The following is a 25,408-nucleotide window of genomic DNA, read 5'->3' as shown; positions in this document are numbered from 1 at the left end:
AGCACGTGGGCGTCGAGTGAGTGTCACGTCACCGTGAGCAATCCACGAAGCACCACGACTCCAGAGCCGGAGAGCTCGGGCTCCGGCGTCAGGCGCACATGCAACAAACTGCGCCGGCCCATGTGAACACCCTGCTCGACGACGAGGGTCTTGTCCTCCGCGAGCAGGTCCTCCGAACCCAGGTAGGCGCACAGCGGCCCGGCGGCCGTGCCTGTCGCCGCGTCTTCCCAGAGACCGACCGTGGGGTTGAAGAAGCGCGCATAGGCCGTCCGTGGGGCGGCCGGGTCGAACGCGTAGACATAGCAGCCCTCGGCCCCCGCCGCCGCCAGCACCGAGAGCAACTTGTCACTCATGGGGCGAGCGCGATCAACAGTCAGCGCGTCTCGAACGCGAACCAGGAGATGACCTGCACCGGTGCTGGCGACGCGGGGCGCCGGGTGCGTCAGAACATCCGCGACAGGCACGGCAAGCGCCTCGGCCAGGGGGCCGACGTCATCGAGTGACGAAGAGAGCTTCAATGGGGACTGCTTCATCCGTCCATGGATGCGGCCCGCACGTGCCTCGAGCGTGATGGGCAACACGTCTGTACCGATTTCCTGTTGGAAGGTCTTCGGCGCATCCAACGAACCGAGGGCTCCGTGCTCGGCGAGCCACAGCCAGGCCCCGAGCGCATTGTGCCCCGCTCCGAATATCTCCGAGCCATTCGCGGTGAACGAGCGCAACTTCCAATCGGCGCGCGTGCTCTTCAGGAGAAAGGTCGTCTCCGCCTGATTGAACTCGCCTGCGATGCGCCGAAGCGTGTCGTCGGGCAACGCGTCCGCGCCTTCGACGACCGCGAGAGGGTTGCCGCTCAGCGGAGCATCCGCGAACACATCGATCAGCCCTGATGCCAGCTCTGCCATTCGTCTTCTCCTCGGTCGTAGATGAGCTACATTCACCTTGCTCGGACCTGACGGAAACCTAATGAGGCACGGGTGCCGCCGCAAAAGCGAAGTTCTCACCTTGAAGATGAGCTGGATTCAGCATGCCTCCGTACGAGCTTCCTCCCTTGAACGCGCTGCGCGCCTTCGACGCCGCCGCCCGACATTCCAGCTTCAAGGCCGCCGCCGCGGAGCTCTTCGTGACGCCCACGGCCATCAGCCACCAGGTCCGGCAGCTCGAAGCCTACCTGGGCGTGCGTGTGCTCGACCGGACGCCACGGTCCGTGTCCCTGACGTCGGCGGGCGCGGAGCTGTACGAGGCGGCCGCGGCGGGTTTCGCGGACATCAGCCGGGTTGTCTCACGCCTGCGCAAGGGCCCGACTCCCGTGACGCTGACACTCTCCGCCACCACGGGGTTCTTGAGCCAGTGGCTGGTGCCGCGTCTGGATGAGGTCCGCCGCCTCTTGCCGGACATCGAGTTCCGGCTGCATGCCGGAAACGCGCCCGTGGTGCTGAAAGCGGGCGAAGTCGATGTGGCCATCCGCTATGGCAGGGGCCCGTTTCCGGGGGCCGAGGCCACGGTGCTGAAGCGCGACACCTTCGCCCCCGTGTGCAGCCCGAGACTCAAACTCACGCGCGCCAGCGACCTGCGCCGCGCGAAGCTCATCCACATCGACGGGCAGCGTGTGCCCAGACCTCCGCCGACGTGGGCCCGCTGGTGTGCCGAGGCCGGAGTCACAGGGGTGGATACCGAGGCAGGCATCCGGTTCACGGACGGCCTGCATGCGGTTCAGGCCGCGCTCGCGGGGCAGGGGGTTGCCATCGTCAGCCGGGTCTTGGTGGCCGACGCCTTGTCCGCGGGACTGCTGAGCCAGCCGTTCGTCGAGGTTCTTCGCGGCGAGACCTATCACTTCGCCTGCGCGCCAGGCCTGAGTTCCCGTGCCGACGTCGTCGCCCTCCGGGAGTGGTTTCAACGCAACCTGATGACGCCCCCATGATTCATACCTGTTCGCGGGTCGTCCCAGTCCGCGTGCAACGCATGGGACGAATGCGCTTCGTGGGGTGCCTCAGCGTCGCGCCGACTTCTTTCGCCGACCGCCTTCGGCGGCGCCGAGCAGCATCACGTCGACGACGCGCTCGAGCGTCTCGTCGGTGCAGGTGTCATGGCGGAACAAAATCAGATTCCGGGCGCTGCCGAGCAGGAGGTCACGAACGAGCGGCATGTCGGTGTCCTTCGGGAGCTCGCCGCGCGCCACCGCCCGCTCGAACATCACGAGCGCGTTGCATTCGGAGCGTTCGATTCGCTCTTGGATGACCTTGCAGAGCTCTCCCTTGCCGCCACTGCCAGCGAAGAGCATGCGCATCAGCGACAGCACCACGGGGGAGCGGCAGACCGCGCGATAGCGGCGCAGGTAGTCGAGGAGATCGCCCCGGAGCGAGCCGGTGTTGGGGAAGCTGTCCTGGTCGGACACCCGTTCGAACGCGGCGAGCACCAGCGCCTCCGGTGTTTCCCAGCGGCGATAGATTGTCGTCTTGTTGACGGCGGCGCGCTCGGCGACCGCCTCGATTGACAGGTTCTCGTAGCCGACCCGCGCGACCTCTTCGAGGGTCGCCTCAAGAATCTTCGCGACCAGCGGCTCGCCCCGTTGCTGTTTCGAAGCCATCCCGAACGTTCTAGCACGAAAGCAACGAACAAGTTGCTTTGTCCCCCGGGGCCGTTACCTTCGTTAAAGCAACGAACTGGTTGCAATAAAGCGCCGGCCGCGTTGCGATGAGGTGGACCATGAAGACGGTTCTGGTGACGGGTGCCACGGGCAGACAGGGCGGAGCGGCCGCACGCGCACTGCGCGCCGACGGCGTCGCGGTGCGGGCGCTGGTCCGAAACCTGGAGGCGCCGGCAGTGGCGGGGCTCCGGGAGCACGGCGTCGAGATTGCCTCGGGGAATCTTGATGACCCGCCTTCGCTGCGCGCGGCCTGCCGTGGCGTCGACGCGGTCTTCTCGGTGCAGACGCCCGACCTCAAGGACCTCGGAGGCGACTCCGAGACGAGGCATGGGCGGAACCTCGTCGAGGCGGCGCTCGCCGAGCGCGTCCCGCAGTTCGTCCACACATCGGTCTCCGGCGCTGGCGACCATCATCGCGGCGTCCCCGGTTGGAAGGAGGGGCGCTGGAAGACGCTGGAGCATTACTGGGAGAGCAAGGCGTATCTCGACGAGCTCGTGAAGGACGCCGGCTTCCCGCACTGGACCGTGCTGCGGCCGTCCATGTTCATGGAGAACTTCGTGCGCCCGTCATTCCTCTTCGCGAACTGGGTGGAGAATCGGCTGCTGACCGTCCTCAAACCCGACACCCGGCTGTCGCTCATCGCCGTCGACGATATCGGCAAGGCGGTCGCGCGAATCATCGCCGAGCCGGAGCGCTTCGATGGCCGCAACCTCGAACTCGCCGGTGATGTCCGCTCGCTCCGCGAGATATCAGCGGTCCTTTCGGAGGCCTGGAAGACGAAGGTCGAGGCGCCCGACCTGACTCCGGAAGAGGCACTCGCACAGGGCCTCCTCCCCGCGTTCGTCCACTCGCAGCGCTACCTGAACGAAAATCCGAGTCCGGCCCGCCCCGACGAAGCGCGGGCCCTCGGCCTCTCGCCGCGGACCTTCGCGCAATGGGTCCACGCCACGTGGCCTTGAGGTGACCTCATCGCCGGGACTCCGCCAGGAGGCGAAGGGCGAAGTCTCTCTCCACGCGGTGCCGTGGGCAGGATTGGCGGCGCGCGGCCTGCTGGGCGCGCTGAGGTCTTGCCCGAAGACCCTACCGTCTCCGTCCTGCCGCCTTGAGCTCATTCAAGCGCCGCCGCGCGTCGTCGTCGGCGGGAAAGAAGGACTCGATGCGCAGATGGTCGGTGGTGATGTCCTGCGCATTGCCAAGGGTCGAGCACATCGACAACAGCCGTATCCGGAACGTCCCATGCGCGTACTCGATGGGCGTGATGGGCGGCAGGCCGGTGGATGCCGATGACGGAACTGGCAGGGCGGATACGCCGGGATACCCCCGCAGTTCGGTGTAGAGGTCCGCGAGGGCCTCGCTCGGCCGACTCTGATGCTGGCGGCGCAGATGCACGAGCATCAGCGGCGCGACCTCCGTCCAGTTGATGATGCGCCCGCGCAGGCCGGCAGGGTGGAACAGCTGGCGCATCATGTTTCGCGCCCTCGCCATGCCCACGGCGCGCTGCAGTGGCGCCGGGTCGAATGCCAGCGCCGCCGTGAGCCGCGACATGCCTGCGTTGAGCCGGACGATGTCCCAGGCGCCGTCGACCACGAGCGCCGGATTCGGCTCGAGGTGGGTGAGCATGACATCGACGGCCTCGACCACCGGCCGCATCGAGGGGTCATCCAGGGTGCTCCGGCTGAAGGCTCCGGTGAAGCCAGCGGCTTCCAGGAACACGTTGTGCTCGTGCAGGGGGAGATCGAGCACGTGCGCTAGCAGCAGGACCATGGCGCGGCTGGGCCTCGCCCGCCCCAGCTCGAGGTAGCTGACGTGCTTCTGCGAGACGTTCGCCTGCAGGGACAGCTCCATCTGCGAGAGCCTGCGCAGCTGTCGCCAGCGCTTGAGCTGCTCGGCGAAGGACGAGCCTGGGTTCAGCTCCGGCAGCGCTTGCGGACGTGAAGCCATGAGTGACCCCTCCGTGAGGAAGACGAGATGGCGGACGCGGGGAGTGTGGGGCTGATGCGGTGATGGCGACAACTACCTCCGAGGTGGTTGCCGCGCCCACGCGACGACTCCACAGTGGCCCGCGTCGCCATCGCCGCGCGACGTGCAACCCCAGCTCAGTCCTCTCCAGGAGGCTTCATGACGCGCATCCTTCATGGCTTTCCCCTGTCCGGTAACACGCACCGCGTGCGGCTGTTCCTCTCCCTGCTGGGGCTCGACTACCGCGAGCAGATGGTGAACCTGGTCGTCGGCGAGCATCGACGCCCCGAATTCCTGGCGCTCAATCCGCTCGGGCAGGTCCCGGTGCTGACCGACGGTGAGCTCGTGCTGCGAGACAGTCACGCCATTGTCTACTACCTTGCCCGGACCTATGACCGCGCTGACGTCTGGCTGCCGCGAGAGCCCGCGGAGGCGGCGGGAGTGATGCAATGGCTGTTCATGGATGCCAATGAGCTGCACAACGGCATTGGCTTCGCGCGCAACCACCTGGCCTTCGGAGTGGCCTGCGACCTCCCCGCCGCGCAGTCGCGAGCGCGCTCGGCCCTGCAGGTGCTGGAGCGACGTCTGACCGACGGGGGCTGGCTTGAGCTCGGGCGTCCGACGCTGGCGGACGTGGCTTGTCATCCTCTGGTGAGCCTCTCGTACCAGGGAGGAATCGCCCTCGACGACTACCCTGGAGTCACCGCCTGGCTGGCGCGTGTCGAGCAACTGCCGGGCTTCGTGAAGATGCCGGTATGGCCAACGGCCAGGGCCCGTTGAGCACTCCCCGCATCACCACCCGTGCCTCAGCCAGGCTGCGACACACAAGTCATGCCTCCCCTGGAGCACGGCCTCCCTGGCGCATTGCCGCGAAATTCTGAGTCCCCGAGTCGTGCTGTCTTCACGGTCCATCCTGGTGTCACCTGGAGAACAGGGAAGGCACCGCGCTTGCACTGGCGCCTCGTCGGGCCAGGCGAGGGAGGCCGACCCCGCTCTGGGCCCGGCGGTGATTCACATCGCATCACCGCGAGAGGAAGACATCATGCGCAACTCAGTTGTCACGTTCGGGGCCATCATCACGCTCATCCTCGCAGGGGCACCTGTCGCCCAGGCCGAATCCGAGGACCTGAAGCTCTCCTTCGGCCTTCGCGCCGGCTACGGGCTCCCCATCGGCATCGCGAAGGGAGGGGACAGCCACTACGACATATACCTGGACGAAATCGTGAAGGGCATCGTCCCCGCGCAGCTCGACGTGGGGACGTTCCTGGGCTCCCACTTCTACGTGGGCGCCTCGTTCCAGTACGCGGTGGGGCTCGCCGTCAGTGAGTGCCAGGGGGACTGCGGTGTGAGCGCCATGCGAATCGGCCTCAACCTGAGCTACCACCACCCCTGGTCGGAGAAGCTCAGCCCGTGGCTGGGCCTGGGCGTTGGCTACGACGTCCTCGATGCCGACCAGGTGCCCTCCGTCATGACCGGAGAACTCGAACCGACCTCGTCGTATGGCCGCCTGGAAGGCTTCGAGGTGGGCAACCTTCAGGGGGGCATCGATTTCAACGTCGCGGGGCCCGTGTGGTTCGGCCCCTACGTGACGGGGACCCTGGCCAGGTACGACGGACAGGATGCCCGCTTCCATTCCTGGTTCATGGGCGGTCTGCGACTCCTCGTCCGACGCTGAGTCGTCCAGGAGCGGAAGCCTCCCCGTCACTCACGCGGTGAAAGGGGGAGCGGTTCGAGGCACCGGCTTAAGGAGCCTCGAACATCCCCTTCGGCGTGATGCCCTTCAGGAAGGGCTCGATGAAGGCGTGCAACAGCTCCGTTTGCGTGATGACCGCGGTGTGTGACGTCGCCGGCAGGACCTCGAGGCGCGAGGGCGACAGCGGCTTGCCCATGTCGCCCGCGCCGCCACCGCCGAGGAGCCGGAACAGGGCGACCGAATGCTCCAGGGTCGAGACGTCGGCATCTCCGGTGATGATGAGCACCGGAGTCTTCAGCGCCTTCACCTGCTCCCTCCACGCCATCGGCTCCTTCTCGAGCGCAATCAGCTTCCGGACCAGCTCCGGAAACCCTTCGGGGTTGGCGGCGAGCTTCCGGTAGTCCTTCGCGAACGGCATCTCGAGGAACATCTCCACCTTCATCTGCGGGATGAACTCCTTGAACTCGGGCTGCCAGCCCTCGACGTCGTAGGCGACCGAAGCGGCGGCCAGCTTGTTCACCTTCTCCGGATGGCGGATGGCGAACTGCAGCCCGGCGGCCGCTCCCATGGAGTAGCCGAACACGTCCGCCTTCTTGAGTCCCACCGCGTCCATGAACGCCGCGATGTCATCCGCCAGGTGGGAGTACGTGATGGGCCGGTCGATGTCGGTGGTGCGGCCGTGTCCCTGAAACTCGAGCGCATAGACCCGATGGGTCTTCGCGAGCTTGGGGATGATGGCGCCCATCGTCGGGATGTTCATGTAGGCGCCGTGCAGGACAATCAGCGGGTCGCCCTTGCCGGACACCTCGTAATACATCTGCTTTTACGGTCAGTGTGTCCTTGCGCGAAGTCACGGGGAACCAACGACACCGGCGTAGCCCCCGCTCGGGTGCCGATGAACCCCTCGTCCCTGAAGTCCGACCTCTCGTCGGAACCCGCGCGCCCGGCGAGTGCCCCTGAACTAGGACCGGAAGGCACCCACGAACGGGAGTACCTCTCATGCACGCCCGCAACCTCCTCGTCGCCCTCGCGCTCACACTGGCCGCCCCTGTCCTCGCCGCGGAGCCCACGCCTCCTGTGCGGCCGAGACAGCCACCCTCCGCCGCGGAAGCGGCCGCCCGGCACCGCGAGAAGCTCTCGCCGTTCCAGGTACTGGTGGGGAACTGGCAGGGAGACGGATGGGTCGACATGGGCCCTCATGCGGGCGGCCGCAAGACGTTCCAACTGAAGGAGACCGTGCAGCCGCACCTCGACGGAACAGTGCTCGTGGTGGAGGGACTGGGCACCAGCCGAGCGAGCCCCACGGCCCCCGAGGTCCCCACGCACCAGGCGCTCGGAGTACTCTCCTGGGATGAGGCCGCTGGCCGCGTGCGCTTCAGTGCATACCGGTTCGGTGGCGGTGTCGTGGACACCGAAATGAAGCTGCTGGGCGATGGGGTGTTCCAGTGGGGCTTCGACATGCCTCAAGGCCGCGTCCGCTTCACGCTGGACGTGCGCGACGGGGTGTGGGTTGAAAAGGGAGAACTCTCGCTCGATGGGGGCAAGACATTCGGTCAGTTCCTCGAGATGACGGTGCGGCGCGCGAAATGAAACCCGGGGTGCGCTGGGCGCTGTTCGCGGGCTGCACGCTGCTGCTCGCGGCGCTCGTCACGGCGTTCGTGATACTCCCCGCGCCCACTCCGCCCGCGGAGGTCATGCGCATCTTCGCGCTCAGCGCCTTCTACGGCATCTGCATCGGCTTCCCGTCGATGAGGGTGATGCCCACGGTGGGCCGGCGCGCCATGCACGGCCCGCCCGTGCCCGCCCTGCTCAAGTGCCTGGCCGCGTGTGCGGTCATCACGGCCGTGATGATGACGGTGGCGACGGTGACGCTCGCGGGCCTGGGCGCCTTTCCCACCTCGGAGCTCCGGCAGCATCTGTTCGTCGACGGTGGCATCGGCCTGGTGCTGAGCCTGCCCGCGGGGGTGTGCACGTTCGTGTATTCCCGAATGGCGGGCCGCATCCACGGGCGGGATGCGCGCGTGCGCGAGGCGGAGGCGCTGCGCGAGCGTGCCGAGTGGCTGGAGGCCGAGGCGCGCTTCGACTCGCTGTCCGCGCGCCTGCAGCCACACTTCCTCTTCAACACCCTCAACTCCATCGCCACGCTGGTGCGCGAGGACCCGCGCGCCGCGGAGGCCATGGTGGAGCGACTGGCGTCCGTGCTGCGCTCCTCGCTGGATGCGGGGGCGGGGCGCCATGTACCGCTGCTGCGCGAGCTGGACCTGGTGTCCGACTATCTGGAACTCGAGCGGGTGCGACTGGGCGCGCGGCTGCGCTGCTCGCTCGACGTGCAGCCGGGCCTCGAAAGGTTCGCGGTGCCTCCCTTCGCGGTGCAGACGCTGGTGGAGAACGCCGTGAAGTACGCCGTGTCCCCGAGGCGCGAGGGTGGCGAGGTCCGGGTGTCGGTGCGCGCGGATGCCGGCCGCGTGTACCTGGAGGTGCGGGACGACGGCCCTGGTATCGAAGGGCCGCCGCCTCCAGGGCACGGGCTCGACATGCTGACGCGGCGACTGGTGTCCTCCTACGGGGCGGAGGACGCGGGCCTGTCCATTGCGCGGGGCGAGGGCGGTGTCGGCGCGTGCGTGCGGGTGTGGCTTCCACGCACGGAGGCCGCATGAGTGCACCAGGGCTCCTTCGCGCCGTGCTGGTGGATGACGAGCCGCTCGCGCTGCGGCGCCTCGCTCGCATGCTCGAGGAAACGGGGCGTGTGACGGTGGTGTCCACGTACACCGACCCGGTGGAGGCCGCGGAGGCACTGCGCGCCGAGCCCCCGGACGCCCTCTTCGTGGATGTGTCGATGCCGGGCAAGAGCGGCTTCGAGCTGGTGCGGGCGCTCCCCATGCCGCCGCCCGTGGTGTTCACCACCGCCTTCGACACGTACGCGCTGCAGGCCTTCGAGGTGAGTTCCGTGGACTATCTGCTCAAGCCGGTGGACGCGCGAGGCCTCACGCGTGCGCTGGACAAGCTCGCGCGCATGCACCCCATGCTCGCGCAGGAGCGGCTGCGTGCGCTGGAAGCGGCACTCCAGCCCCCCACGCCGCTGTCGCGGCTCACCTCCAGGACGGGCACCCGCGTGCGTGTGGTGGAACTCGCGGACGCCACGCACCTGTATGCCGAGGACCGGCTCGTCTACGTGGCGCGTGCCGGGCGCACCGATGTGGTGGACATGTCGCTCGCGGAGCTCGAACGCCGACTCGACCCGACGCGCTGGCTGCGCATCCACCGCGCCACGCTCGTCCATCTCGATGCGATTGTGGAGGTCCTGGGGGGCTACGGCGACGCGCGTGTGCACCTGAAGGACGGGACGGTGCTCTCCGTGGCGCGCGACCGGCTGCGCGAACTCCGTGAGCGGTTGGGTGGCACCCGGAGTCCCGCTGGCCGTCCATGAGGCAGCAAGCCCTGGAGGGGCACTCCAGTGCGCGAGATTGCCCGCGTCAACGGGGAGGGTGGCAGCGACGTAGGAGGCGAGAGTTCATGGGGACTCCAGGGTGTGGCCGAGGTTGCGGTCCACCACGGTGAATCCAGAGGACTGGTAGAGGGCGACAGAGACGGGGTTGCCCTCGAAGGCGTACACAACGGCCTGCCTGGCCCCCAGCCCGCGCATGCGCCCGAGCCCCTCGTGAAGGAGCGCACGCCCGAGCCCGCGTCGCCGGTGCTCTGGGGCGCATGCCACCGGCTCGAACTCGCCTACCGCGTTGGCCTCGTCGAGCCAGCCCAGCGCGCAGGCCGCGAGGCTGCCGTCGGGCGCCTCGACGACGAGGTCCAACGCGGGCTGGTAGCGCGGTGCCTCCATGAGGCGCGCGTACACCTCCGTCGTCACTCGCTCGGTGCCGAAGCCGCGCCGGTGCACGAGGGCTCGCGCGGCCACCTCCTCGGGGCCCCGCATCGCGCGCACCCGATAGCCCTCGGGCAGCGGAGGCGGCGAGGGAGGCAGCGCGTGCAGCGGCAGCGCGAGGTGCAGATAACATCCGCCCGTGGTGCGCAAGCCCAGCCTCCGCAGCGCCGCGAGCAGCGGGCCATTGCTCTCCAGCGCCCACAGGGTGGCTGGCTGCGGGGTGCGTCCGTGGCGCGCGCGCACCCAGGGCAGCACGTCCACCGCGAAGGCGTCCGCGTGCTCGAGTGGGTGGACGAGCAGGTCCACGTCGCCGTTGCCATAGGCCCACGCGAAGCCAGCGAGCTGCCCGGGCGCGCTCTCCCAGAGGGAGATGTCCTCCCGTGGCAGCACCTGTGCGTTGCGCAAGAGGCGCCAGGTCAGGTCCCCCACCGCGCACTCCACATGGGGGCCGCGCTCCGCCCAGGCCTGAACCACGAGATGGGCCATGGCCTCGAGGTCGGCCACATCGCGATAGGGGCGGAGACGGAGCATCCCTCCACACTACACAAGACTGTGATTGAGCCGCACTTCGGTTCCGTGAGAGCTGTCAGGCACGCGGGACAGCGACCGCTTCTCCTCCGTGTGGTCCACCACGCGCATCGTGAGCCTGCCGACCTCGCCGACGCCAGCCTTCACGGACTCCAGGGCCGTGCGGACATTCTGGAACACCTGTCGGCGCGGAGGCGTGAGTGCGCCTCCGCGCCGGGAGTTCAGTGGACCGCGGGCTGCTCCGCGGCGGGTGCCTCGTCGGAGGGTGCCGCGACGGCGAGCCTCTCGTGTTTGTCTCGGGCGCGCTCCAGTGCCTGGTCGATGCTGAAGCTCGCGGGGCGCTGACGGGGCGGGAACCGCTCGAAGGTCTTCAGGAACTCGCCGACAATCTCTTGCGCGGGAACCAGGGCGAACCCGCGCTCGGCGAACCAGCGGTCGTAGTACATGGAGGCGTCGGTGTCGGCCCGTTCGAAGGGGTCGCTCCGGAGGTTGAAGAGCTTCGGGATGCGCAGCTCCGCGAGCGGCTCTCGCCAGACGCTCAAGCCGTGGGCTCGCTGCTCCATGAAGACGACCTTCCAGGCGCCAACGCGCAGCGCCATCAGGTCCCCGTCGTCGCTCCAGTAGAAGAAGCCGCGACGCGGATTCTCCTTCACCTCGCCCTTGAGGAAGGGCAGCAGGTTGTAGCCGTCGATATGGACGTTGAACGTCTTGCCGCCAGCCGTGTGGCCGCGCTCCAGCTTCTTGACGATGTCGCCCTCGCCAGCTGCCGCGAGCAGCGTGGGCAGCAGGTCGGTGTGCGAGAACATCTCATTCGACACGGTCCCTGGATCGATGACTCCGGGCCAGCGGATGACGCAGGGGACTCGCCAGCCACCTTCCCAGTTGGTGTCCTTCTCGCCGCGGAACGGGGTGCTGCCGCCATCCGGCCAGCTCATCACCTCCGCGCCGTTGTCGGTCGAATAGATGACGAGGGTGTCGTCAGCGATGCCGAGTTGGTCCAGCTTGTCGAGCAGCCTGCCGACGTGCCCGTCATGCTCCACCATGCCATCCGGGTAGAGCCCCAACCCGGTGACGCCCTGGGACTCCTTCTTCAGGTGCGTGAAGACGTGCATGCGCGTGGAGTTGAACCAGATGAAGAAGGGTTTGTCGTCCGCATGGGCCCGGTCCATGAAGCCCAGCGTGGCTTCCACGAACTCCTCGTCCACCGTCTCCATGCGCTTCTTCGTCAGCGGCCCCGTATCCTCGATGCGCTGAGTGCCGTCGGGGTTGGCGAAGCAGTGCAGCACGCCGCGCGGCCCGTAGCGCTGACGGAAGCCCGGGTCCTTGGGGTAGTCCGAGTTCTCCGGCTCCTCCTCCGCGTTGAGGTGGTAGAGGTTGCCGAAGAACTCGTCGAAGCCGTGCATCGTGGGCAGATACTCGTCGCGGTCGCCCAGGTGGTTCTTGCCGAACTGGCCGGTGGCATAGCCCTGCGGCTTGAGGAGGTCCGCGATGGTCGGGTCCTCGGCCTGGAGCCCCAGCTTCGCGCCGGGCAGCCCCACCTTGGTGAGGCCCGTGCGGATGGGGGACTGACCGGTGATGAAGGCCGCGCGGCCCGCCGTACAGCTCTGCTGTCCATACCAGTCGGTGAAGCGCGCGCCCTCCTTCGCGATGCGGTCGATGTTCGGGGTGCGGTAGCCCATCGCGCCTTGGTGGTAGCAACTGGGGTTGAACCACCCGATGTCGTCTCCCCAGATGACGAGAATGTTCGGTTTCTTCTTCTTCATGACGTCTCCCTCGCGCGGTGGGCGACTGGCTCCTGGACGTCACGAAGGTGGGGGGGCAGGGGGAGGAGGCAAAGCTGGTGACGGTCAGATGCTCGCTGTGGCTGCTCCCCTCGGGGCTCCGCATGGCCCTGCGTTCGTTCCTGTCGTCGACACTTCAGCGTAGCGCCGCGGGGCAGGTCGCGGGCTCGAGGTAGAAGGCTTCCCACGAGCCACCGTCGGTGGGATTGCAGATGCCCCCGTTGCCGCCATTGCCACTCTGGATGGGAGCGCCCGTGGTGACTTCCTTCCAGTTGCGCGCGGTGCCTGTCGACGCCTCGAAGCCATATCGATTGCGGCCGCCGTGGATGCCGCAGTCGTGGCGGGTGAACGGCTCCGCCGTGGTGAGCGTGGCGCTGGCGGTGAGCTGGTCCGTGACCACCGCCAGGAACGCGCCGCTGGCTCCCTTGAGCTTGTATTTCGCGCCGCTCGTGACGAGTTCGAAGACTTCGCCACTGGCCTGCGTCGTGCCGAGGGCGGCCACCTTTCCAGCGCCGTCGACGGTGAGCCACTTGTCGCTGCGCTCGCTCTGGATGCGGAAGCAGCCCGCGCCGCCGCTGGTCTCGGTGCGGCATGCCGCATCGCAGCCATCGCCCGACTGGGTGTTGCCGTCGTCGCATTGCTCGCCGCTCTCGACGGTGCCGTTGCCGCACACGGGTCCGCTGCTGCCATCCGGGCAGGTCACTGGTTCCAGGTAGAAGCCCTCCCAGGCGCCACCATCACCCGCGTTGCAGGCGCCGCCATTGCCGCCGTCACCGCTCTGGATGGGCCCGTCCGGCGTGGTCTCCTTCCAATGGGGCGCGCTCCCCACCGAGGCCTGGAAGCCGACACGATTGCGCCCGCCATAGCCGCAGGGGAGCTGCGTGAACGACTCTCCGCTGGAGAAGTTGGCGCTCATCGCGAGCTGGTTCGTCACCACCGCCAGGAACGCGTCGCCCGAGCCCTTGAGCTTGTACCGGGTGCCGGTTGGAACGAGCTGGAAGATCTGCCCGCCTGCTTGCGTCGCGCTGCCGGCGACGACCTTGCCGGCGGTGTCGACGATGAGCCACTTGTCGGAGCGCTCGCTTTGAATCTGGTAGCAGCTCCCGCCCGAGGTCTCGACGAACGTGGCCGTGTAGGTGGCCGCGCTGCCAGGCGTGGTGAAGGTGTGTGATTGCGCGCCGCCGTCCGACCACGACGAGAACGCCCAGAATCGTCCGTTCGCGTACTGCGGCGAGTCCACGCCCACCGAGCGGACGACGCCGACCACGCCGGTCGTGTCATGCGGCGCCGCGAACGGCCGCCCGTCCATCAGCACCTGCAGCCCCCCTGGCACGCTGGTCACCTGGAGCGGCACCGTGACGGGGTGGACGTCGCGATACGTCGTGTGGGTGAGGCCAATCGAGTCGCGCACCGTGAGCCGCAGGCGATACCAGACGTTGGCGGAGCTCTCGCCGATGCTGGGGATGGGCCAGCTCCCGCTCGCGATGCCGGTCGTATCGGCCATGGCGGGATGCGTGTGGGTATCGTGATGGAAGGTGATGTTCCAGGTCATCGCGCTCGGCGGCAGCGCGCCATCCTCCAAGTCGCTGGCCGAGCCGGAGAACACCATGGGGGTGGCCGCGATATAGGTCGCGCCCGCGGCCGGAATCGCGATGGTGGCCACCGGCGGTTTGTTGGACGTCACCGTCAGCACCGCCTCGGCGCTGGTGACTGAACCCAGCCCGTTGGTCACGACCACCCGGAAGCGCGCGCCGCTGTCGGCGAGCTGCGCGGCGTTCAGCACGTAGCTCGTCGAGGTTGCGCCGGCGATGTTCCCGCCGTTGCGCTGCCACTGATAGGTGAGAGGTGGCTCGCCACTCGCGGACACGGTGAAGGTCGCCGGACCGCCGACCGAGACCAAAGTGCTCTCGGGTGGCTGCGCGATGCTCGGCGGCAGCGAAGCCGTGTAGGCGATGCGACCCACCTGGCCCGTGCCGCGCGCCAGATAGTAGAGCGCGCCGTCGGGCCCGACATCGAGGTCCACGGGCCCCGAGACGGCCGTCGCGAACAGCGAATTCGCGCCGGTGTTCGGGTTGATGCGCGATATCCAATTGTTGGTGTAGTCCGCGAAGAAGTATTGGCCGACGTACGCGCTGGGGAACGCGGAAACCGGTGGGTTGTAGAAGGCTCCGCCCGCGATGCAGTTGCCCGAGGCCGTGCCGGAGCCATGCGGGTACGCGAAGAACGGCTGCGTGAGCCCCGGGCGGTTCGTGAAATAGCCTTCCGTCATCGGCCAGCCGTAGTTGGCACCGGCCTGACCGCGGTTGATTTCTTCCCAGCCGCCTTCGCCCACGTCGTTGATGAACAGAGTCCCGGTGCCGGGCTGGACGTCGAAGGTGAAGGGATTGCGCAGCCCCATTGCCCAGGTCGCCTTGGCGAGCCCCGTGGCCGTCGCATAGAACGGATTGTCCGTGGGAATGCTCCCGTCTGAGTTGAAGCGCAGCAGCTTTCCAAGCGGCGTGTTCAGGCTCTGCGAGTTGGAGGAGACCGCGTTTTCGCCGACCGAAACGTAGAGCTTGCCGTCGAGTCCGAAGCGAACCGCCCCGCCGTTGTGGTTGGCGGCGTCGAGCGTCGGAAGGTCGGCGAGCACCAGCTCACTTCCGGCAACCGCCACATTGCCGTTGGCGGTGAAGCGGCTGACGCGATTGTGAATGCTGCCGGCGACCGACGTGTAATAGACATACAGGTAATGGTTGTTCTCGAAGTTGGGGTCGAACGCGACGCCCATCAGTCCCCGCTCGTTGCCGGTGTCCACGGCGAGCGTCAGGAACGGAGTCGCCAGGAGCTGGCCGTTCTGGACGATGCGCAGCGAGCCGTTCTTCTCCGAGACGAACAGGCGCCCGTCGGGCGCGAAGGTCATGGTGGTGGGCCCCTGGAGGCCACTGACGAAGACGGAGTCGGCGAAGTTGGCGTCTTGAATGACCGCGCCCGCGCGAGCGCTCGCCAGCTCTGAGGGCTCCGGCGTCGACGGCATCGAGCAGCCCACGACGAGGGAGAAGACCGCCCACACGACGAAGAGCGGCCTGGGGCACCACGCTCCTACACTCGTTCTCACCTGTGATGGCATCGCGACCTCTCCCGGTTGAACAGCCTCACGCGGCCCCTGGGGCTGCGCGAACGTTGATGGTGCTGTCCTGATTTACATTGAAAGACTGTTTGCCGGGAGTGGCATGGGGCCCAGAGCGACTGACAGGCATAAAGTTCGAGGGTAGGTGAACGGGCGGAGGTGCGGGTGCGCCGCTTCCATTCATGTCAGGGAATGAATTGGGGGGCTGGCGCCAACGGGCTGCCTGACGAATCGACGACGACCGATTCCAGGCTGCCGATGATGCGGATGCCCTCCGTACCTCCAGCCGGGCAGTTTTCACCGCGGCTGAACATGAAGATGCTCGCGCCTCCGAACCCAGCCCCTGCTTCATTGACGTCCACGGTCGAGACGCCCGAATACGCTTCCAGGCCGCTGGCGGTATATGCCTTCACGAACACCTGATGCTGCCGCCCCACGGGGACATCCATGATGGCCCCCTGAATGGCGTCGTCCACCACTTCGATGGGCACGGGGGCGATGTTGCGAACCGGCCCCATCACGGATGCAGTCGCCGTCACGACGCCGCAGGGGTCTGTCGCCAGGGGGACATGCACCTGAATGGCGTACTGGGTTGCCTTCGCATCCTTTTCGGCGCCCGGCTCGTCACCACAGGCCCCCAGCAGCGCACAGCTTCCTCCCAGCAGCATGCTCCACATGGCTCGCGTCATATTCCCTCTCAAGTCGAGCATTGCCTCGCGCTCGGCCGGACAGGCTAACCCAGCGAACATGCTGTTCGAAACGGAGACTGCCCTTGCCGCCGCGCGAGCCGCGGTGCTGAACTCACCCGCGGGGTGCTCACTTGCCTTGGAATGGCTTGAGGAGCTGTGCCCGATAGGCCACAGGGAAGTCCGGCTCCTTGGCGATGCCAAGGTCGTCCGAGGAGAACCGCCGCTCGGGTGTGTAGAACCACGTGCCCAACAGGGTGTCCCAGAGATGGGTGAACAGTCCGAAGTTGACGTCGCCGACGCCTCCCCACTTGAGGTGGTGGAAGCGGTGTCCCGCATTGAGGGCCAGCACGTACTTCAGCCGTCCCACCGTGTAGTCCGCGTTCGAGTGCTGCATCAGGAGCTGCACGACCGTGAGTGCGGCGAGCGCTGTCGCGACGCTCGAAGGAAGCCCGATGAGCAGCAGTGGCGCCACGCCCACCGTCAGCTCCAATGCCTGGTGGAGCGGATGCTTCATCAGCCCGTTGAAGCCGTAGAAGCGCTTCACGGAGTGATGCACGGCGTGGAATCTCCAGATCGCCCGCACGCGGTGGCTCAGCCAGTGCGTCAAGGTGACGCCGAAGTCGAAGACGAGCACGGCGAAGAGGACCTGGAGGACGAATGGCCACTCATGAGGCCACGCGTCGTGCAGACGCACCCAGCCTGAAAGAAAGGGCAGCGCGAGCACGGCCAGGACATTGGAGGCTTCGTTGACGAGGAAGTGGAGGAGGTCTCGACCGACGTCTCCATGAGAACGATTCCAGTCGGGCTCGTAGGGGATGGCGCGCTCCGCCAGGAAGGAGGCTCCAATGGCTGCCAGGAGGAGGCCGCCAAGCCACGCCTTCGAGGCACCGCCGTGGGCCAGGGCCAGGGCCGCGCCATTGACACCCAGGAGCATGAAGAGCGGGTAGCCCACGCGGAGCGCCTGGCGCGCCGGGGATGTTGAAGAGGCTTCGAGGGGAGTTGTCAGCATGGGAGGAGGGTGGCATCGCCGCACCTCCGCTGACTTGGAAGAACTGGCTACTTGATGGGCGCGAGCGGCTCGCTCACCCACCCGATGCCCCGCGCGATCTCCGAGGGGGCCAGTCCGAACATGCGGTGGAATGTGTTGCTGAGGTGTGAGCTGTCCGTGAAGCCCGCGACGTGGGCTGCCTGCGTGAGGGTGGCGCCGCCTTGGAAGGCTTCGGTGGCCCGGCGGAGGCGAAGCCAGAGGATGTAGGGACGCAACGGGATGCCCACGCTGGTGGAGAAGAGATGGCCCAATCGGCTGGCGGACAGTCCTACTTCCCGCGAGAGAGCGCTCTGGCTCACATCGCCCGCCTCGATGCGGCTCGGGAGAAGTTCAATGAGGCGCTTGATGGCCGGGTGAATCGGACCGGGAGAGGTCTCCTCGCCCACGAGCTGAGCCAGCAGCGCCTCCACGAGTCGCGTCCAGTCCTCCGCGCGCACCGACTCGGTGGGGAGGGGGACGCGAAGCAGTGGCATCCCCGTCTGAACCCACGCCGCCGAGGACTCGCCCACCTCGAGCCGCCGCAACCCGCGACCTCTCCGGTCGTCCGGGTCCACGAAGACGAGCAACGCACGTGCTGTCCCTCGCTCGATGCGATGAGGGGTGTCCGGAGGAATGACGGCCACCTGTCCCTCCGTGCGGCACCCCTGCGCATCCACGAGTGGGAGCGGTTCTTCGGTGGCGCGGATGAGCTGGAACGCGTGATGCGCATGCTCCTGGGTGGGGCCAATGGTTCCCCAGTACGCCAGCCAGCGCGGGCCTACCATCGCATGGCCGAGCCATCTCTTCTCTCGCGGCACGCCCGTCTTCTACCAGGACTGGAGCTCCGCGTTCCTCCCTGGCCAGGGAATGGAGTGCGCCACGACATCTGCTGTCCCAAGGACGCGTCCCGGCTCTATGACGTGGATGGCATCCCCCTGGACGAGTCGGGCCCGCTCCTCATGAGCCACCAGCTCTTCCTCCTCCGCCGCTACCGCGACGGGTTCGTGCAGTACGAGCCTGGGAGGGAGCTCGACATCCCGCTGTCCTTCACGACGCTTCCCAAGCCGCCCGGCTATGACACCTGGGACCTCACGAAACCTCCGCCACGGAGCATCTGTAGATGACGCTCCAGGTGGCGGTCTCCTCGTGGTGGGCGCGCGGCGCCACCGGCAGGTGACGGACTCCTGCTCGCCGAGGGGTGGGGCTACTTCCCCTGCTGCTTTCGCTCCAGCTCCTCGCGGAGGCGATCCTCCTGCGCGCGCAGCTCGGGCGTGAACTCCTGTCCGAAGTCCTCCGCTTCGAACACCGGACGAATCTCGAGCACGCCCTCCTCACCCGGCATCGGGTTCGGGCAGCGGCGCGCCCACTCGACCGCCTCCTCCATCGACCGCACCTGCCACAGCCAGTAGCCGGCAATCAGCTCCTTGGTCTCGGTGAAGGGGCCATCGACGACGCTCGGCTTCTTGCCGTCCTGGAAGACCAGCCGCTTGCCCTTGCTGCTGGGGTGGAGGCCTTCGCCAGCGAGCATGATTCCCGCCTTCACCAGTTCCTCGTTGTACTGGCCCATCGCCGCGAGCATCTCTTCCTTCGGCATGATGCCCTTCTCGGAATTCGGGCTCGCCTTCACGACCACCATCACGCGCATGTTCGTCTCCTGGTTCGAAGGCAGGAGTGTTCCCGCCCTTCAGCCTGGCGACGAGTCTCCGCGCGGCAGATCGACATGGCCCACGATTTTTTCGAAAGCCATGTGATTACAGGTGGTTGCGCGTAAGCCGCGCGTGCCGGTCCCTGACGCGGACTCGGCCTCCTCAGGATGCAGCGACCGGAATCTGGGAAGGCCCCGCCTCGTACATCGACTCAATCAACGCCGCGTATTTCCGTGCGACGGCGTGGCGCTTGACCTTCAGCGACGCCGTGAGCTCGTCACCATCCACCGTGAACGGACCGGGCGACACGCGGAACGTCTTGATGCGCTCGAAGGACGCCAGGTTCGAGTTCGTCTCCGCGACCAGGGTCTGCAGGACGCTGGTGATTCGCGGGTGCGTGGGGTCCGCCGGAATGCCCTCGCGTCGAGCCACCACGGCGAGTATCTCCGTGTCGAGCGCGAACAAGGCCGTGCAGTAATTCCGCCCCTCACCCATGACGACGGCCTCCTGGACGAGCGGGTTTCGCTTGAGCTGGGCCTCGATTTTCAGCGGCGCGACGTACTTGCCACCGCTCGTCTTGATCAGCTCCTTCTTCCGCCCGGTAATCCGAACGAAGCCCTCCGCATCGATGGAGCCGAGATCTCCCGTCCGGAACCACCCTTCATCATCGAAGGCATCACCCGTTGCATCCGGACGATTCAAGTACCCCCGGGAGATGTTCGGCCCGCGAGCCAGCAGCTCACCATCCGACCCCAGCTTGAGTTCGCATCGCTTGAACGGCCTTCCAACGGTCCCTGGACGCACGTCCTCCTTGCGATTGACCGTCAACCCAGGGCACGTCTCCGTCAGTCCGTAGGCTTCCAGGACGGTCAGCCCCAGGGAGAGAAAGAACATCTGCACATCGACGCGAAGCGCGGCGGCTCCCGAGAGGAGAACGGAGGCGTTGTCCAACCCCAACCGTGCGCGCAGCTTCGCCAACACGAGGCGTTCCGCCAATCTCCGCTGAGCCGCGAGCAACACCGGCAGCGGCTTGCCGGCGGAGCCCTGGGTCGCGACTTGATGACCCACGCGCAGGGCCCATTCCAGAAGCCATCGTCGCAGGCCGTGCTCGCTCTCGATGGCGCTGGTGACCTTCGCCATCATCTTCTCGAAGACACGGGGCGCCGCCGGGAAGAACCCCGGGCGCGCGGCGACAAGGTCCGCTGCCAGCGTGGGCACCGACGACATGACCAGCGGCGCGCCGAAGAACGGACCCGCGAACTCCACCATGCGTCCGAAGGAGTGCGCGGCGGGGAGGAATAGAAACAAGCCGTGCTTGAGCACGTTGTCATCCAACAGCCCCGCGTCCGCGACGTCCTCGAGCATCGCCAACATGTTGTCGTGGGTTTGAATCACCGCCTTCGGGGCTCCGGTGGTTCCCGAGGTATAGGTGAAGGTCGCGACGTGCTCGCGTCGAATCAGCGACGCTCGTCGGCGCATCTCACCCTCCAGCGCCGCGCGTCGGGCGCGACCCCGGGCCTCCAGGCTCTCCAGGCTCTCCCAATCATCCGAGGGAGCAAGCCCGGCCGGATGGAGGACCACCACCTTCGCTCGGGCACCGAGTTCGTCCGGCGAGTAGCGCCTGTCGAAGAACGTGAAGCCCTTGCGAAAGGCTCGCACCTTGTCGAGCTGACTCCCGTCGTCCACGACGATGAGCTGTGCCGCGGTGTCCACGTGCATGTAGCCCACCTCTTCGGGCAGCAGGCTCGCGTAGACGGGCACCGTCTTGAGACCGACGCTCAGGGCGGCGAAGTCGACGAGACACGACTCCATCGTGGTGTTTCCGACGATGGTGATGCACGCGCCATCATCCACCGGACCGGCGCTCAACAACCCCGCCGCGATGGCTTCGATGCGCGCTGGCAACTCCGACCAGGGGACGTCGACATAGGCCTCGCCTCGGCGTACACGGAATGCGACGCACTGCGGCGACGTTCGCGCCCGGTCGAGAATCATCTGGGAGAGGGACGGGTGTTCGTGGGCCATGAGGCCACCTCTGTTCGAACGAAGAGTCATCGGGACGGGCGGGGTAGGGGACAGGGGAGCGGCGGGGTTCAACGCACCAAGCTAGGTGCGGCGCCCACGTCCACGCTTGTATGATTCTGCAGATGCAGAGCCACTTGTTGATGGGCGGAGGGAGATCTCTGTACGTCGGCCGCTTCCACGAGCTGCCCAGGCATCGGTTCGCCGCCAACGCCGTTCTCGTGGGGCTCGATGATGCGTTCGACCTCATCGACGGTGACGGCCGCGTCGAGCACCACGAAGCCGCCTTCGTGCGCGGGTGGCAGTGGCATGCGCTCGACTTTCATGGTGGACGCGCGGCCGTGCTGTTTCTGGAGCCCGGCGCGGGCCTCAGCCGTCAGGTGGACGCAGGCGCGTTGCGCGCGGCGGTCGAAACCGCCCTTGTCTCGCGAAGGCCCGAACCCTGGACCGAACTCTTCCAGAACGCCTTGAATCTGGGCCCCTGTCCGCTGACGGTCGACGCACGCATCGCTCGCATCGCCGCGTTTCTTTCCACACCCACTGACAAACCCTCCGATGCGATGACCATGGCGCGGCGGGTGGGGGTCTCCACGTCCCTCGTCGAACACCGATTCAGGGAACAGTTCGGCGTCCCGTTGGGTGCCTTTCGCGCCTGGCACCGGATGCAAGCGGCCACCGCGCTCGCGCTCAGAGGCCGAAGCCTCACCGAGGTCGCGCACGCCGCGGGCTTCTGTGATTCGGCCCATTTCTCCCGACTGTTCAGCAGGATGTTCGGCTTGCCGCCCTCGAAGGTCTTCACCCATGGCCTCTCGGGCACCGTCTTCGACGCACGAGGACCCCGCTGAGCGTCACGGTCGATGTCCGAATCTTCATTCCGGCATCCACCGCGCGATGTCAGTATGTCCTCCGCGCCCCAATCGTTTCAGCGACTGACGCGGCCAGGAGGCCAGCAACCCACCTCCAGGGACTGTGGCTCATGGAGGAAGTGATGCGACGGCTTGGAATGGTGCTGGGGCTCCTGGGGTGCGTGGGATGCGCGACCCTCACGCGAGGTATCGACACCCAGTACAACCCGGAGACGGGTCGGTACGAGACGCCCACGCATGAGCTCGTCTATCAGGTGCCCGTCGAGGACGCGCTGATGACCGTCCGATACCTCCTGGAGAAGGACCACTACGACGTGATGGAGAAGGAGGGGGGACTGGAGCTGTTCTCCTCCTTCATTCCGGAGGTCTTTCCCCCCGAGCGCTACTACATCAAGGGAGAGCGGCTCGGGCCCCGGCAGGCACTCGTTCGAGTCTTTCGCCTCAGGTATTCGGCGGAGGGGGGCGGCTCCAGCGCGGAGGTCTCCGGTCGGACCCGCGATCAGCTCTCCGTGCCCGCCATGTCGGAGGCCTTCAACAACATCCCAGGGCTGGAGGGCTACCGGCCGGCGCACGGCTACCGCGACATGAGCGTCGAGCAGAAGCTCCTGGAGCGGCTGGAGATGGCCCCCGCGCTGGAGCTGGTGGATGGCAATCCTCCTGTTCCCCTCCGCTCGGTGGTGATGGAGAGCGCGGGCGAGGAGGGTGGGGCCCCCGTCGCCGCCATCGCTCCCGCGTGTGGTGCTCCCGTGGAGGGCGCCTCGTCCTTGTTCGCGGCGGGAGGCGTCCTGCTCGTGGCGGACCCGCTGGGCACGCAGGAGGTGCCGTCCGCGGCGCTGCGGATGTTGTGCGAGGCCACGGCCCAGGCGCTGCCGGTGACGCTGGCGCTGTCCATTCCCGTCTCCGAGCAGCCGCTCCTCGAGCGCTACCTCGCCAGCGACGGCGCTTCATCGGCCGTTCAGGATCTCCTCTCGGGGAGCGCCTTCTGGCGCCGGGCCTACCAGGACGGGCGCAGCAGCCGCGCCATGCTGTGGCTCGTCGAGCAGGCTCGCCGCTTGCGCGTCTCCGGAAAGGACGTGGCCGTGGCCGCCATCGACGCCGACAGGGCCCAGGGCAATGAACGCGAGGCGCAGATGGCCCAGCACCTGCTGAACGCCCAGTCGAAGCGCCCCCAGTCCTGGACGCTGGTGCTCGCGGGCAGCGTCCATGCTCGCACCACGGAGGTGAACTGGGATGGCGACTTCGAGCCCATGGGCGTTCGCGTGGCGCGCGCCCTGCCTTCTTCGGTGCGTGCCCTGGACGTGGGCTTCCAGCGCGGCACCCAGTTCGTCTGCCGCTACGACGTCTGGGACGAGGACGTGGAGTGCAACGTCTTCGGCATCAGCCCGACGCTCGAGGCACGGCAGGCCTCCACGCAGGCCGCGGGCCTGAAGCTCTTCACCGCCCAGCAGCCCCACGGCTTCCACGGCCGGCTTTACCTGGGCGCGCTGACCGCGTCCCCGCCCGGGCTCCAGGCGCCGCGCCGGCCCACTCCGGTCAACCCCGTGCCCGCCACGAAGTGATTCCGCGGCGGGCGAACAGAGGGGCGCGAGGCTCGATGAGCCGTCCGAATCACGGCCTGCCTATCGAGAAGTGGGTGACGAGCGGACTCGGTGTCGAGGCCGCTCGGGCGCCGTCACAGCGGCATATTGACTGCAACTCCCTCGCGGCCGGAAGCCCACTCGCGCAAGTACGCGTTGAGTTCCCCGAAGAATGACACCGACACCAGGTCCGCCACCGCGAAGAGTTCGCGGAGCAGCGAACCCACATGGTTGTTATGTGTTTCGGCCGCGTCGGCGTCGACGTACTCCTCGATGATCGAAAAATGACCGGGCTTCTGCGTGGTGAACCACTGATAGCGCAACGTTCCCGGCTCGGTCGCGGCGACGGAGGCCAAGGCCCGCGCCACTCGCAGGAACTCCGTCTCCCCGTCGGTCCGTGCTTTGAACTCACATAGAACCACAAGACTCATACGATGCTCCTCCTCAGGCCGTGCCTGGAGGGTCGGTTTTCGCTGTGCCACGCGGTGGGCTCGAAGTCGTTTGATAACGTGCTGCGCGCCGCGATGGCGAGCAGAAGTTGCGCGCCTGGGTCCGCGGTCAAGAGGTCTTCCTGGCAGTGCGCTACCGCGGTGCATGTCAGGGCTTCAGTCCCGGTCCGGCGCCCCGAGGGGAAAGTTCGGCCTGAACCACCGCGCCTCGTCCACTGCCCGGGCGAAGGACGGGCGGGCAAGCAACCGGGCGCGGTAGGCGCGCAGCTGGGGAAACGCCTCGGAAATCGGATGCGTCCAGTCCGCGTAGAAGAGCGAGGGCGCGGCCGCGCAGTCCGCGAGCGTGAAGTCCGCACCGGCGGCCCAGGTCCTGCCGCCAAGCCGTCCTTCGAGCCACGCGTAGGCGAGCTCTAGCTTTTGCGCGGCAAAGGCCAGGCCTTCCTGTCGCTTTACCGGATCACCCGTCAGCGCGCCGTCCACCGCGCGCTGCACCGGAGTCATGACGTGCAGGTCGAAGAATCGGTCGAGGAACCGCACGTCCAACGCGGCCATCGGCTCCGAGGGGAGCAGGCGCACCGGCCCGGGATGCACGAGCTGCAAGTACTCGATGATGACGCTGGTCTCGACGACGTTGCGCTCGCCGTCCACCAGCAGCGGGAACTTGCGCAACGGCCAACGCTGGAGCCACTCGGCCGAGTGCTGCGGCGTATCCGGCCCGAGGCTGCGGAAATCGAAGGGCGTACCGTTCTCGTACAGCGAGATGAGCACTTTCTGCGTGTACGAGGAGAAGCAATGACCATAGAGCGCGAGCGACATCGTGAGGCCTCCAGGAACCAGTTGCATGTTGCAATGGGTTGATTTCTGCCCGAGGCACTTGCAGATTGCAAGTGGTGACTTCAGGAGACTCGCTGTGCCCCACACGAAACGATCCGGCTGTCCGATCAACCTCACACTCGAACAGCTGGGCGACCGCTGGAGTCTGATCGTCATCCGCGACGTGATGTTCGGGAACAGGTGCACCTACGGTGAGCTGCTCGCGCAGAGCGAGGAGGGCATCGCGTCGAACATCCTCGCGGACCGGCTGAAGCGGCTGACCGCGTCCGGCCTGCTGACGCGACGAAGCGCTCCGGAACACAGGCAGAAGGGGATCTACAACCTCACGGAAGCGGCCATCCAGCTCGTGCCCCTGCTCGCGCAGATGGGGGCCTGGGGCCGCCGGCATACCCGGCCGAGCAAGGAGTTGTCGGTCCGCGCGGAACTGCTGGAGAAGGGCGGCCCGCCTCTGTGGAATGCGTTCATGGAGGAGCTGCGCCACCTGCATCTGGGGGCGCCCCGCCCAGTTCGCTCGGTGTTCGGTGAACTCCAGGCCGCCTACGAGAAGGCCTGTGCGCGCCGCGGCGGCGCGACCCACGCTGACGAGCCTTGAGCGCGGCTCTCCAGGAACCGCTTGGGCACCCATGGCTCAGCGAGCGAATTTCGGGTAGGCATCACCCGGAGTGGATGAACCGCCTCGGGCGGCGGCCCTGGGGGCTCCGTCAGGCGCGTGG

25 protein-coding genes are annotated in these 25,408 nt (G+C 67.3%); 11 read left to right on the top strand and 14 right to left on the bottom strand.

Features of this window, described 5'->3' with window-relative positions:
* Nucleotides 1–23: 23 nt before the first annotated feature.
* Nucleotides 24–902, bottom strand: coding sequence for a PhzF family phenazine biosynthesis protein (locus HUA74_RS39745; protein WP_174458750.1), 879 nt, complete (start codon nt 900–902; stop codon nt 24–26).
* Nucleotides 903–1,024: 122 nt separating this feature from the next.
* Between HUA74_RS39745 and HUA74_RS39740 the strand changes: the two genes are divergently transcribed.
* Nucleotides 1,025–1,918, top strand: coding sequence for a LysR substrate-binding domain-containing protein (locus HUA74_RS39740; protein ID WP_174458749.1), 894 nt, complete (start codon nt 1,025–1,027; stop codon nt 1,916–1,918).
* Between the two features lie 69 nt (nt 1,919–1,987).
* Here the strand turns inward: HUA74_RS39740 and HUA74_RS39735 are convergent, their stop codons facing one another.
* The gene (locus HUA74_RS39735; RefSeq protein WP_174458748.1) at nt 1,988–2,584 is read right to left on the bottom strand and encodes a TetR/AcrR family transcriptional regulator; all 597 of its coding nucleotides are present in this window, start codon (nt 2,582–2,584) and stop codon (nt 1,988–1,990) included.
* 119 nt (nt 2,585–2,703) lie between these two features.
* Here HUA74_RS39735 and HUA74_RS39730 point away from each other — a divergent pair, with 119 nt between their 5' ends.
* The gene (locus HUA74_RS39730; RefSeq protein ID WP_254614839.1) at nt 2,704–3,603 is read left to right on the top strand and encodes an NmrA family NAD(P)-binding protein; all 900 of its coding nucleotides are present in this window, start codon (nt 2,704–2,706) and stop codon (nt 3,601–3,603) included.
* A gap of 121 nt (nt 3,604–3,724) precedes the next feature.
* Here the strand turns inward: HUA74_RS39730 and HUA74_RS39725 are convergent, their stop codons facing one another.
* Nucleotides 3,725–4,585 carry a helix-turn-helix domain-containing protein gene (locus HUA74_RS39725; protein ID WP_174458746.1) on the bottom strand — a complete coding sequence of 287 codons (861 nt, stop codon included), beginning with the start codon at nt 4,583–4,585 and terminating at the stop codon, nt 3,725–3,727.
* 177 nt (nt 4,586–4,762) lie between these two features.
* Between HUA74_RS39725 and HUA74_RS39720 the strand changes: the two genes are divergently transcribed.
* Together HUA74_RS39720 and HUA74_RS39715 are read left to right on the top strand one after the other, a co-directional pair.
* Entirely contained in the window at nt 4,763–5,383 is a 621-nt protein-coding gene (locus tag HUA74_RS39720; protein ID WP_174458745.1) for a glutathione S-transferase family protein, read from the top strand.
* A gap of 262 nt (nt 5,384–5,645) precedes the next feature.
* The gene (locus HUA74_RS39715; protein ID WP_174458744.1) at nt 5,646–6,278 is read left to right on the top strand and encodes a hypothetical protein; all 633 of its coding nucleotides are present in this window, start codon (nt 5,646–5,648) and stop codon (nt 6,276–6,278) included.
* A gap of 67 nt (nt 6,279–6,345) precedes the next feature.
* On the opposite strand, the gene HUA74_RS39710 is transcribed toward HUA74_RS39715, so the two are convergent.
* Entirely contained in the window at nt 6,346–7,113 is a 768-nt protein-coding gene (locus tag HUA74_RS39710; RefSeq protein ID WP_174458743.1) for an alpha/beta fold hydrolase, read from the bottom strand.
* Between the two features lie 182 nt (nt 7,114–7,295).
* Here HUA74_RS39710 and HUA74_RS39705 point away from each other — a divergent pair, with 182 nt between their 5' ends.
* From HUA74_RS39705 to HUA74_RS39695, 3 genes are read left to right on the top strand one after another with little or no spacing between them, the layout of a single operon-like run.
* Entirely contained in the window at nt 7,296–7,886 is a 591-nt protein-coding gene (locus tag HUA74_RS39705) for a hypothetical protein (protein ID WP_174458742.1), read from the top strand.
* Nucleotides 7,883–8,953: a sensor histidine kinase gene (locus HUA74_RS39700; RefSeq protein WP_174458741.1), complete on the top strand. Its 1,071-nt coding sequence runs from the start codon at nt 7,883–7,885 to the stop codon at nt 8,951–8,953. Before HUA74_RS39705 ends, HUA74_RS39700 begins: the two co-directional genes overlap by 4 nt.
* Nucleotides 8,950–9,723: a LytTR family DNA-binding domain-containing protein gene (locus HUA74_RS39695; protein WP_174458740.1), complete on the top strand. Its 774-nt coding sequence runs from the start codon at nt 8,950–8,952 to the stop codon at nt 9,721–9,723. The genes HUA74_RS39700 and HUA74_RS39695 overlap by 4 nt, the downstream gene beginning before the upstream one ends.
* Nucleotides 9,724–9,807: 84 nt before the next feature.
* Here HUA74_RS39695 and HUA74_RS39690 read toward each other — a convergent pair whose 3' ends face one another.
* From HUA74_RS39690 to HUA74_RS39665, 6 genes are all read right to left on the bottom strand, one after another.
* Nucleotides 9,808–10,701, bottom strand: a complete 894-nt coding sequence (locus tag HUA74_RS39690) for a GNAT family N-acetyltransferase (protein WP_174458739.1) — start codon at nt 10,699–10,701, stop codon at nt 9,808–9,810.
* Between the two features lie 218 nt (nt 10,702–10,919).
* A complete protein-coding gene (locus HUA74_RS39685) occupies nt 10,920–12,461 on the bottom strand; it encodes an arylsulfatase (protein WP_174458738.1) in 1,542 nt (513 codons plus the stop codon).
* 154 nt (nt 12,462–12,615) lie between these two features.
* Nucleotides 12,616–15,573 carry a PQQ-dependent sugar dehydrogenase gene (locus HUA74_RS39680; RefSeq protein WP_371817384.1) on the bottom strand — a complete coding sequence of 986 codons (2,958 nt, stop codon included), beginning with the start codon at nt 15,571–15,573 and terminating at the stop codon, nt 12,616–12,618.
* A gap of 197 nt (nt 15,574–15,770) precedes the next feature.
* A complete protein-coding gene (locus HUA74_RS39675; RefSeq protein WP_174458736.1) occupies nt 15,771–16,253 on the bottom strand; it encodes a hypothetical protein in 483 nt (160 codons plus the stop codon).
* Nucleotides 16,254–16,401: 148 nt separating this feature from the next.
* Entirely contained in the window at nt 16,402–17,226 is an 825-nt protein-coding gene (locus HUA74_RS39670) for a sterol desaturase family protein (RefSeq protein ID WP_217443689.1), read from the bottom strand.
* Nucleotides 17,227–17,330: 104 nt separating this feature from the next.
* Complete coding sequence (locus tag HUA74_RS39665) at nt 17,331–18,119, bottom strand: helix-turn-helix domain-containing protein (protein ID WP_371817383.1); 789 nt, start codon at nt 18,117–18,119, stop codon at nt 17,331–17,333.
* A gap of 54 nt (nt 18,120–18,173) precedes the next feature.
* Here HUA74_RS39665 and HUA74_RS39660 point away from each other — a divergent pair, with 54 nt between their 5' ends.
* Nucleotides 18,174–18,425 (top strand): hypothetical protein, encoded by a 252-nt coding sequence (locus HUA74_RS39660; protein WP_174458734.1) that lies wholly within the window; start codon nt 18,174–18,176, stop codon nt 18,423–18,425.
* Between the two features lie 80 nt (nt 18,426–18,505).
* Here the strand turns inward: HUA74_RS39660 and HUA74_RS39655 are convergent, their stop codons facing one another.
* Nucleotides 18,506–18,946: a YciI family protein gene (locus tag HUA74_RS39655; RefSeq protein WP_141647681.1), complete on the bottom strand. Its 441-nt coding sequence runs from the start codon at nt 18,944–18,946 to the stop codon at nt 18,506–18,508.
* 163 nt (nt 18,947–19,109) lie between these two features.
* Nucleotides 19,110–20,972 carry a long-chain fatty acid--CoA ligase gene (locus tag HUA74_RS39650; RefSeq protein WP_174458733.1) on the bottom strand — a complete coding sequence of 621 codons (1,863 nt, stop codon included), beginning with the start codon at nt 20,970–20,972 and terminating at the stop codon, nt 19,110–19,112.
* Between the two features lie 140 nt (nt 20,973–21,112).
* Here HUA74_RS39650 and HUA74_RS39645 point away from each other — a divergent pair, with 140 nt between their 5' ends.
* Together HUA74_RS39645 and HUA74_RS39640 are read left to right on the top strand one after the other, a co-directional pair.
* Nucleotides 21,113–21,814 (top strand): AraC family transcriptional regulator, encoded by a 702-nt coding sequence (locus tag HUA74_RS39645; RefSeq protein ID WP_254614851.1) that lies wholly within the window; start codon nt 21,113–21,115, stop codon nt 21,812–21,814.
* Nucleotides 21,815–21,957: 143 nt separating this feature from the next.
* Nucleotides 21,958–23,394, top strand: a complete 1,437-nt coding sequence (locus HUA74_RS39640) for a hypothetical protein (RefSeq protein ID WP_174458732.1) — start codon at nt 21,958–21,960, stop codon at nt 23,392–23,394.
* A 113-nt stretch (nt 23,395–23,507) separates the two neighbouring features.
* On the opposite strand, the gene HUA74_RS39635 is transcribed toward HUA74_RS39640, so the two are convergent.
* Nucleotides 23,508–23,843: a putative quinol monooxygenase gene (locus HUA74_RS39635; RefSeq protein ID WP_174458731.1), complete on the bottom strand. Its 336-nt coding sequence runs from the start codon at nt 23,841–23,843 to the stop codon at nt 23,508–23,510.
* 174 nt (nt 23,844–24,017) lie between these two features.
* Entirely contained in the window at nt 24,018–24,677 is a 660-nt protein-coding gene (locus HUA74_RS39630; RefSeq protein WP_174458730.1) for a glutathione S-transferase family protein, read from the bottom strand.
* Between the two features lie 94 nt (nt 24,678–24,771).
* Here HUA74_RS39630 and HUA74_RS39625 point away from each other — a divergent pair, with 94 nt between their 5' ends.
* Nucleotides 24,772–25,287, top strand: coding sequence for a helix-turn-helix domain-containing protein (locus HUA74_RS39625; RefSeq protein WP_174458729.1), 516 nt, complete (start codon nt 24,772–24,774; stop codon nt 25,285–25,287).
* Nucleotides 25,288–25,408 lie beyond the last annotated feature (121 nt).

Origin of the sequence: Myxococcus sp. CA051A, from assembly GCF_013336705.1 — a bacterium.
Classification (GTDB): Bacteria; Myxococcota; Myxococcia; order Myxococcales; family Myxococcaceae; genus Myxococcus; species Myxococcus llanfairpwllgwyngyllgogerychwyrndrobwllllantysiliogogogochensis.
Note: the sequence above shows the minus strand (reverse complement) of the source record. Positions and strands in the feature narration are given on the sequence as shown.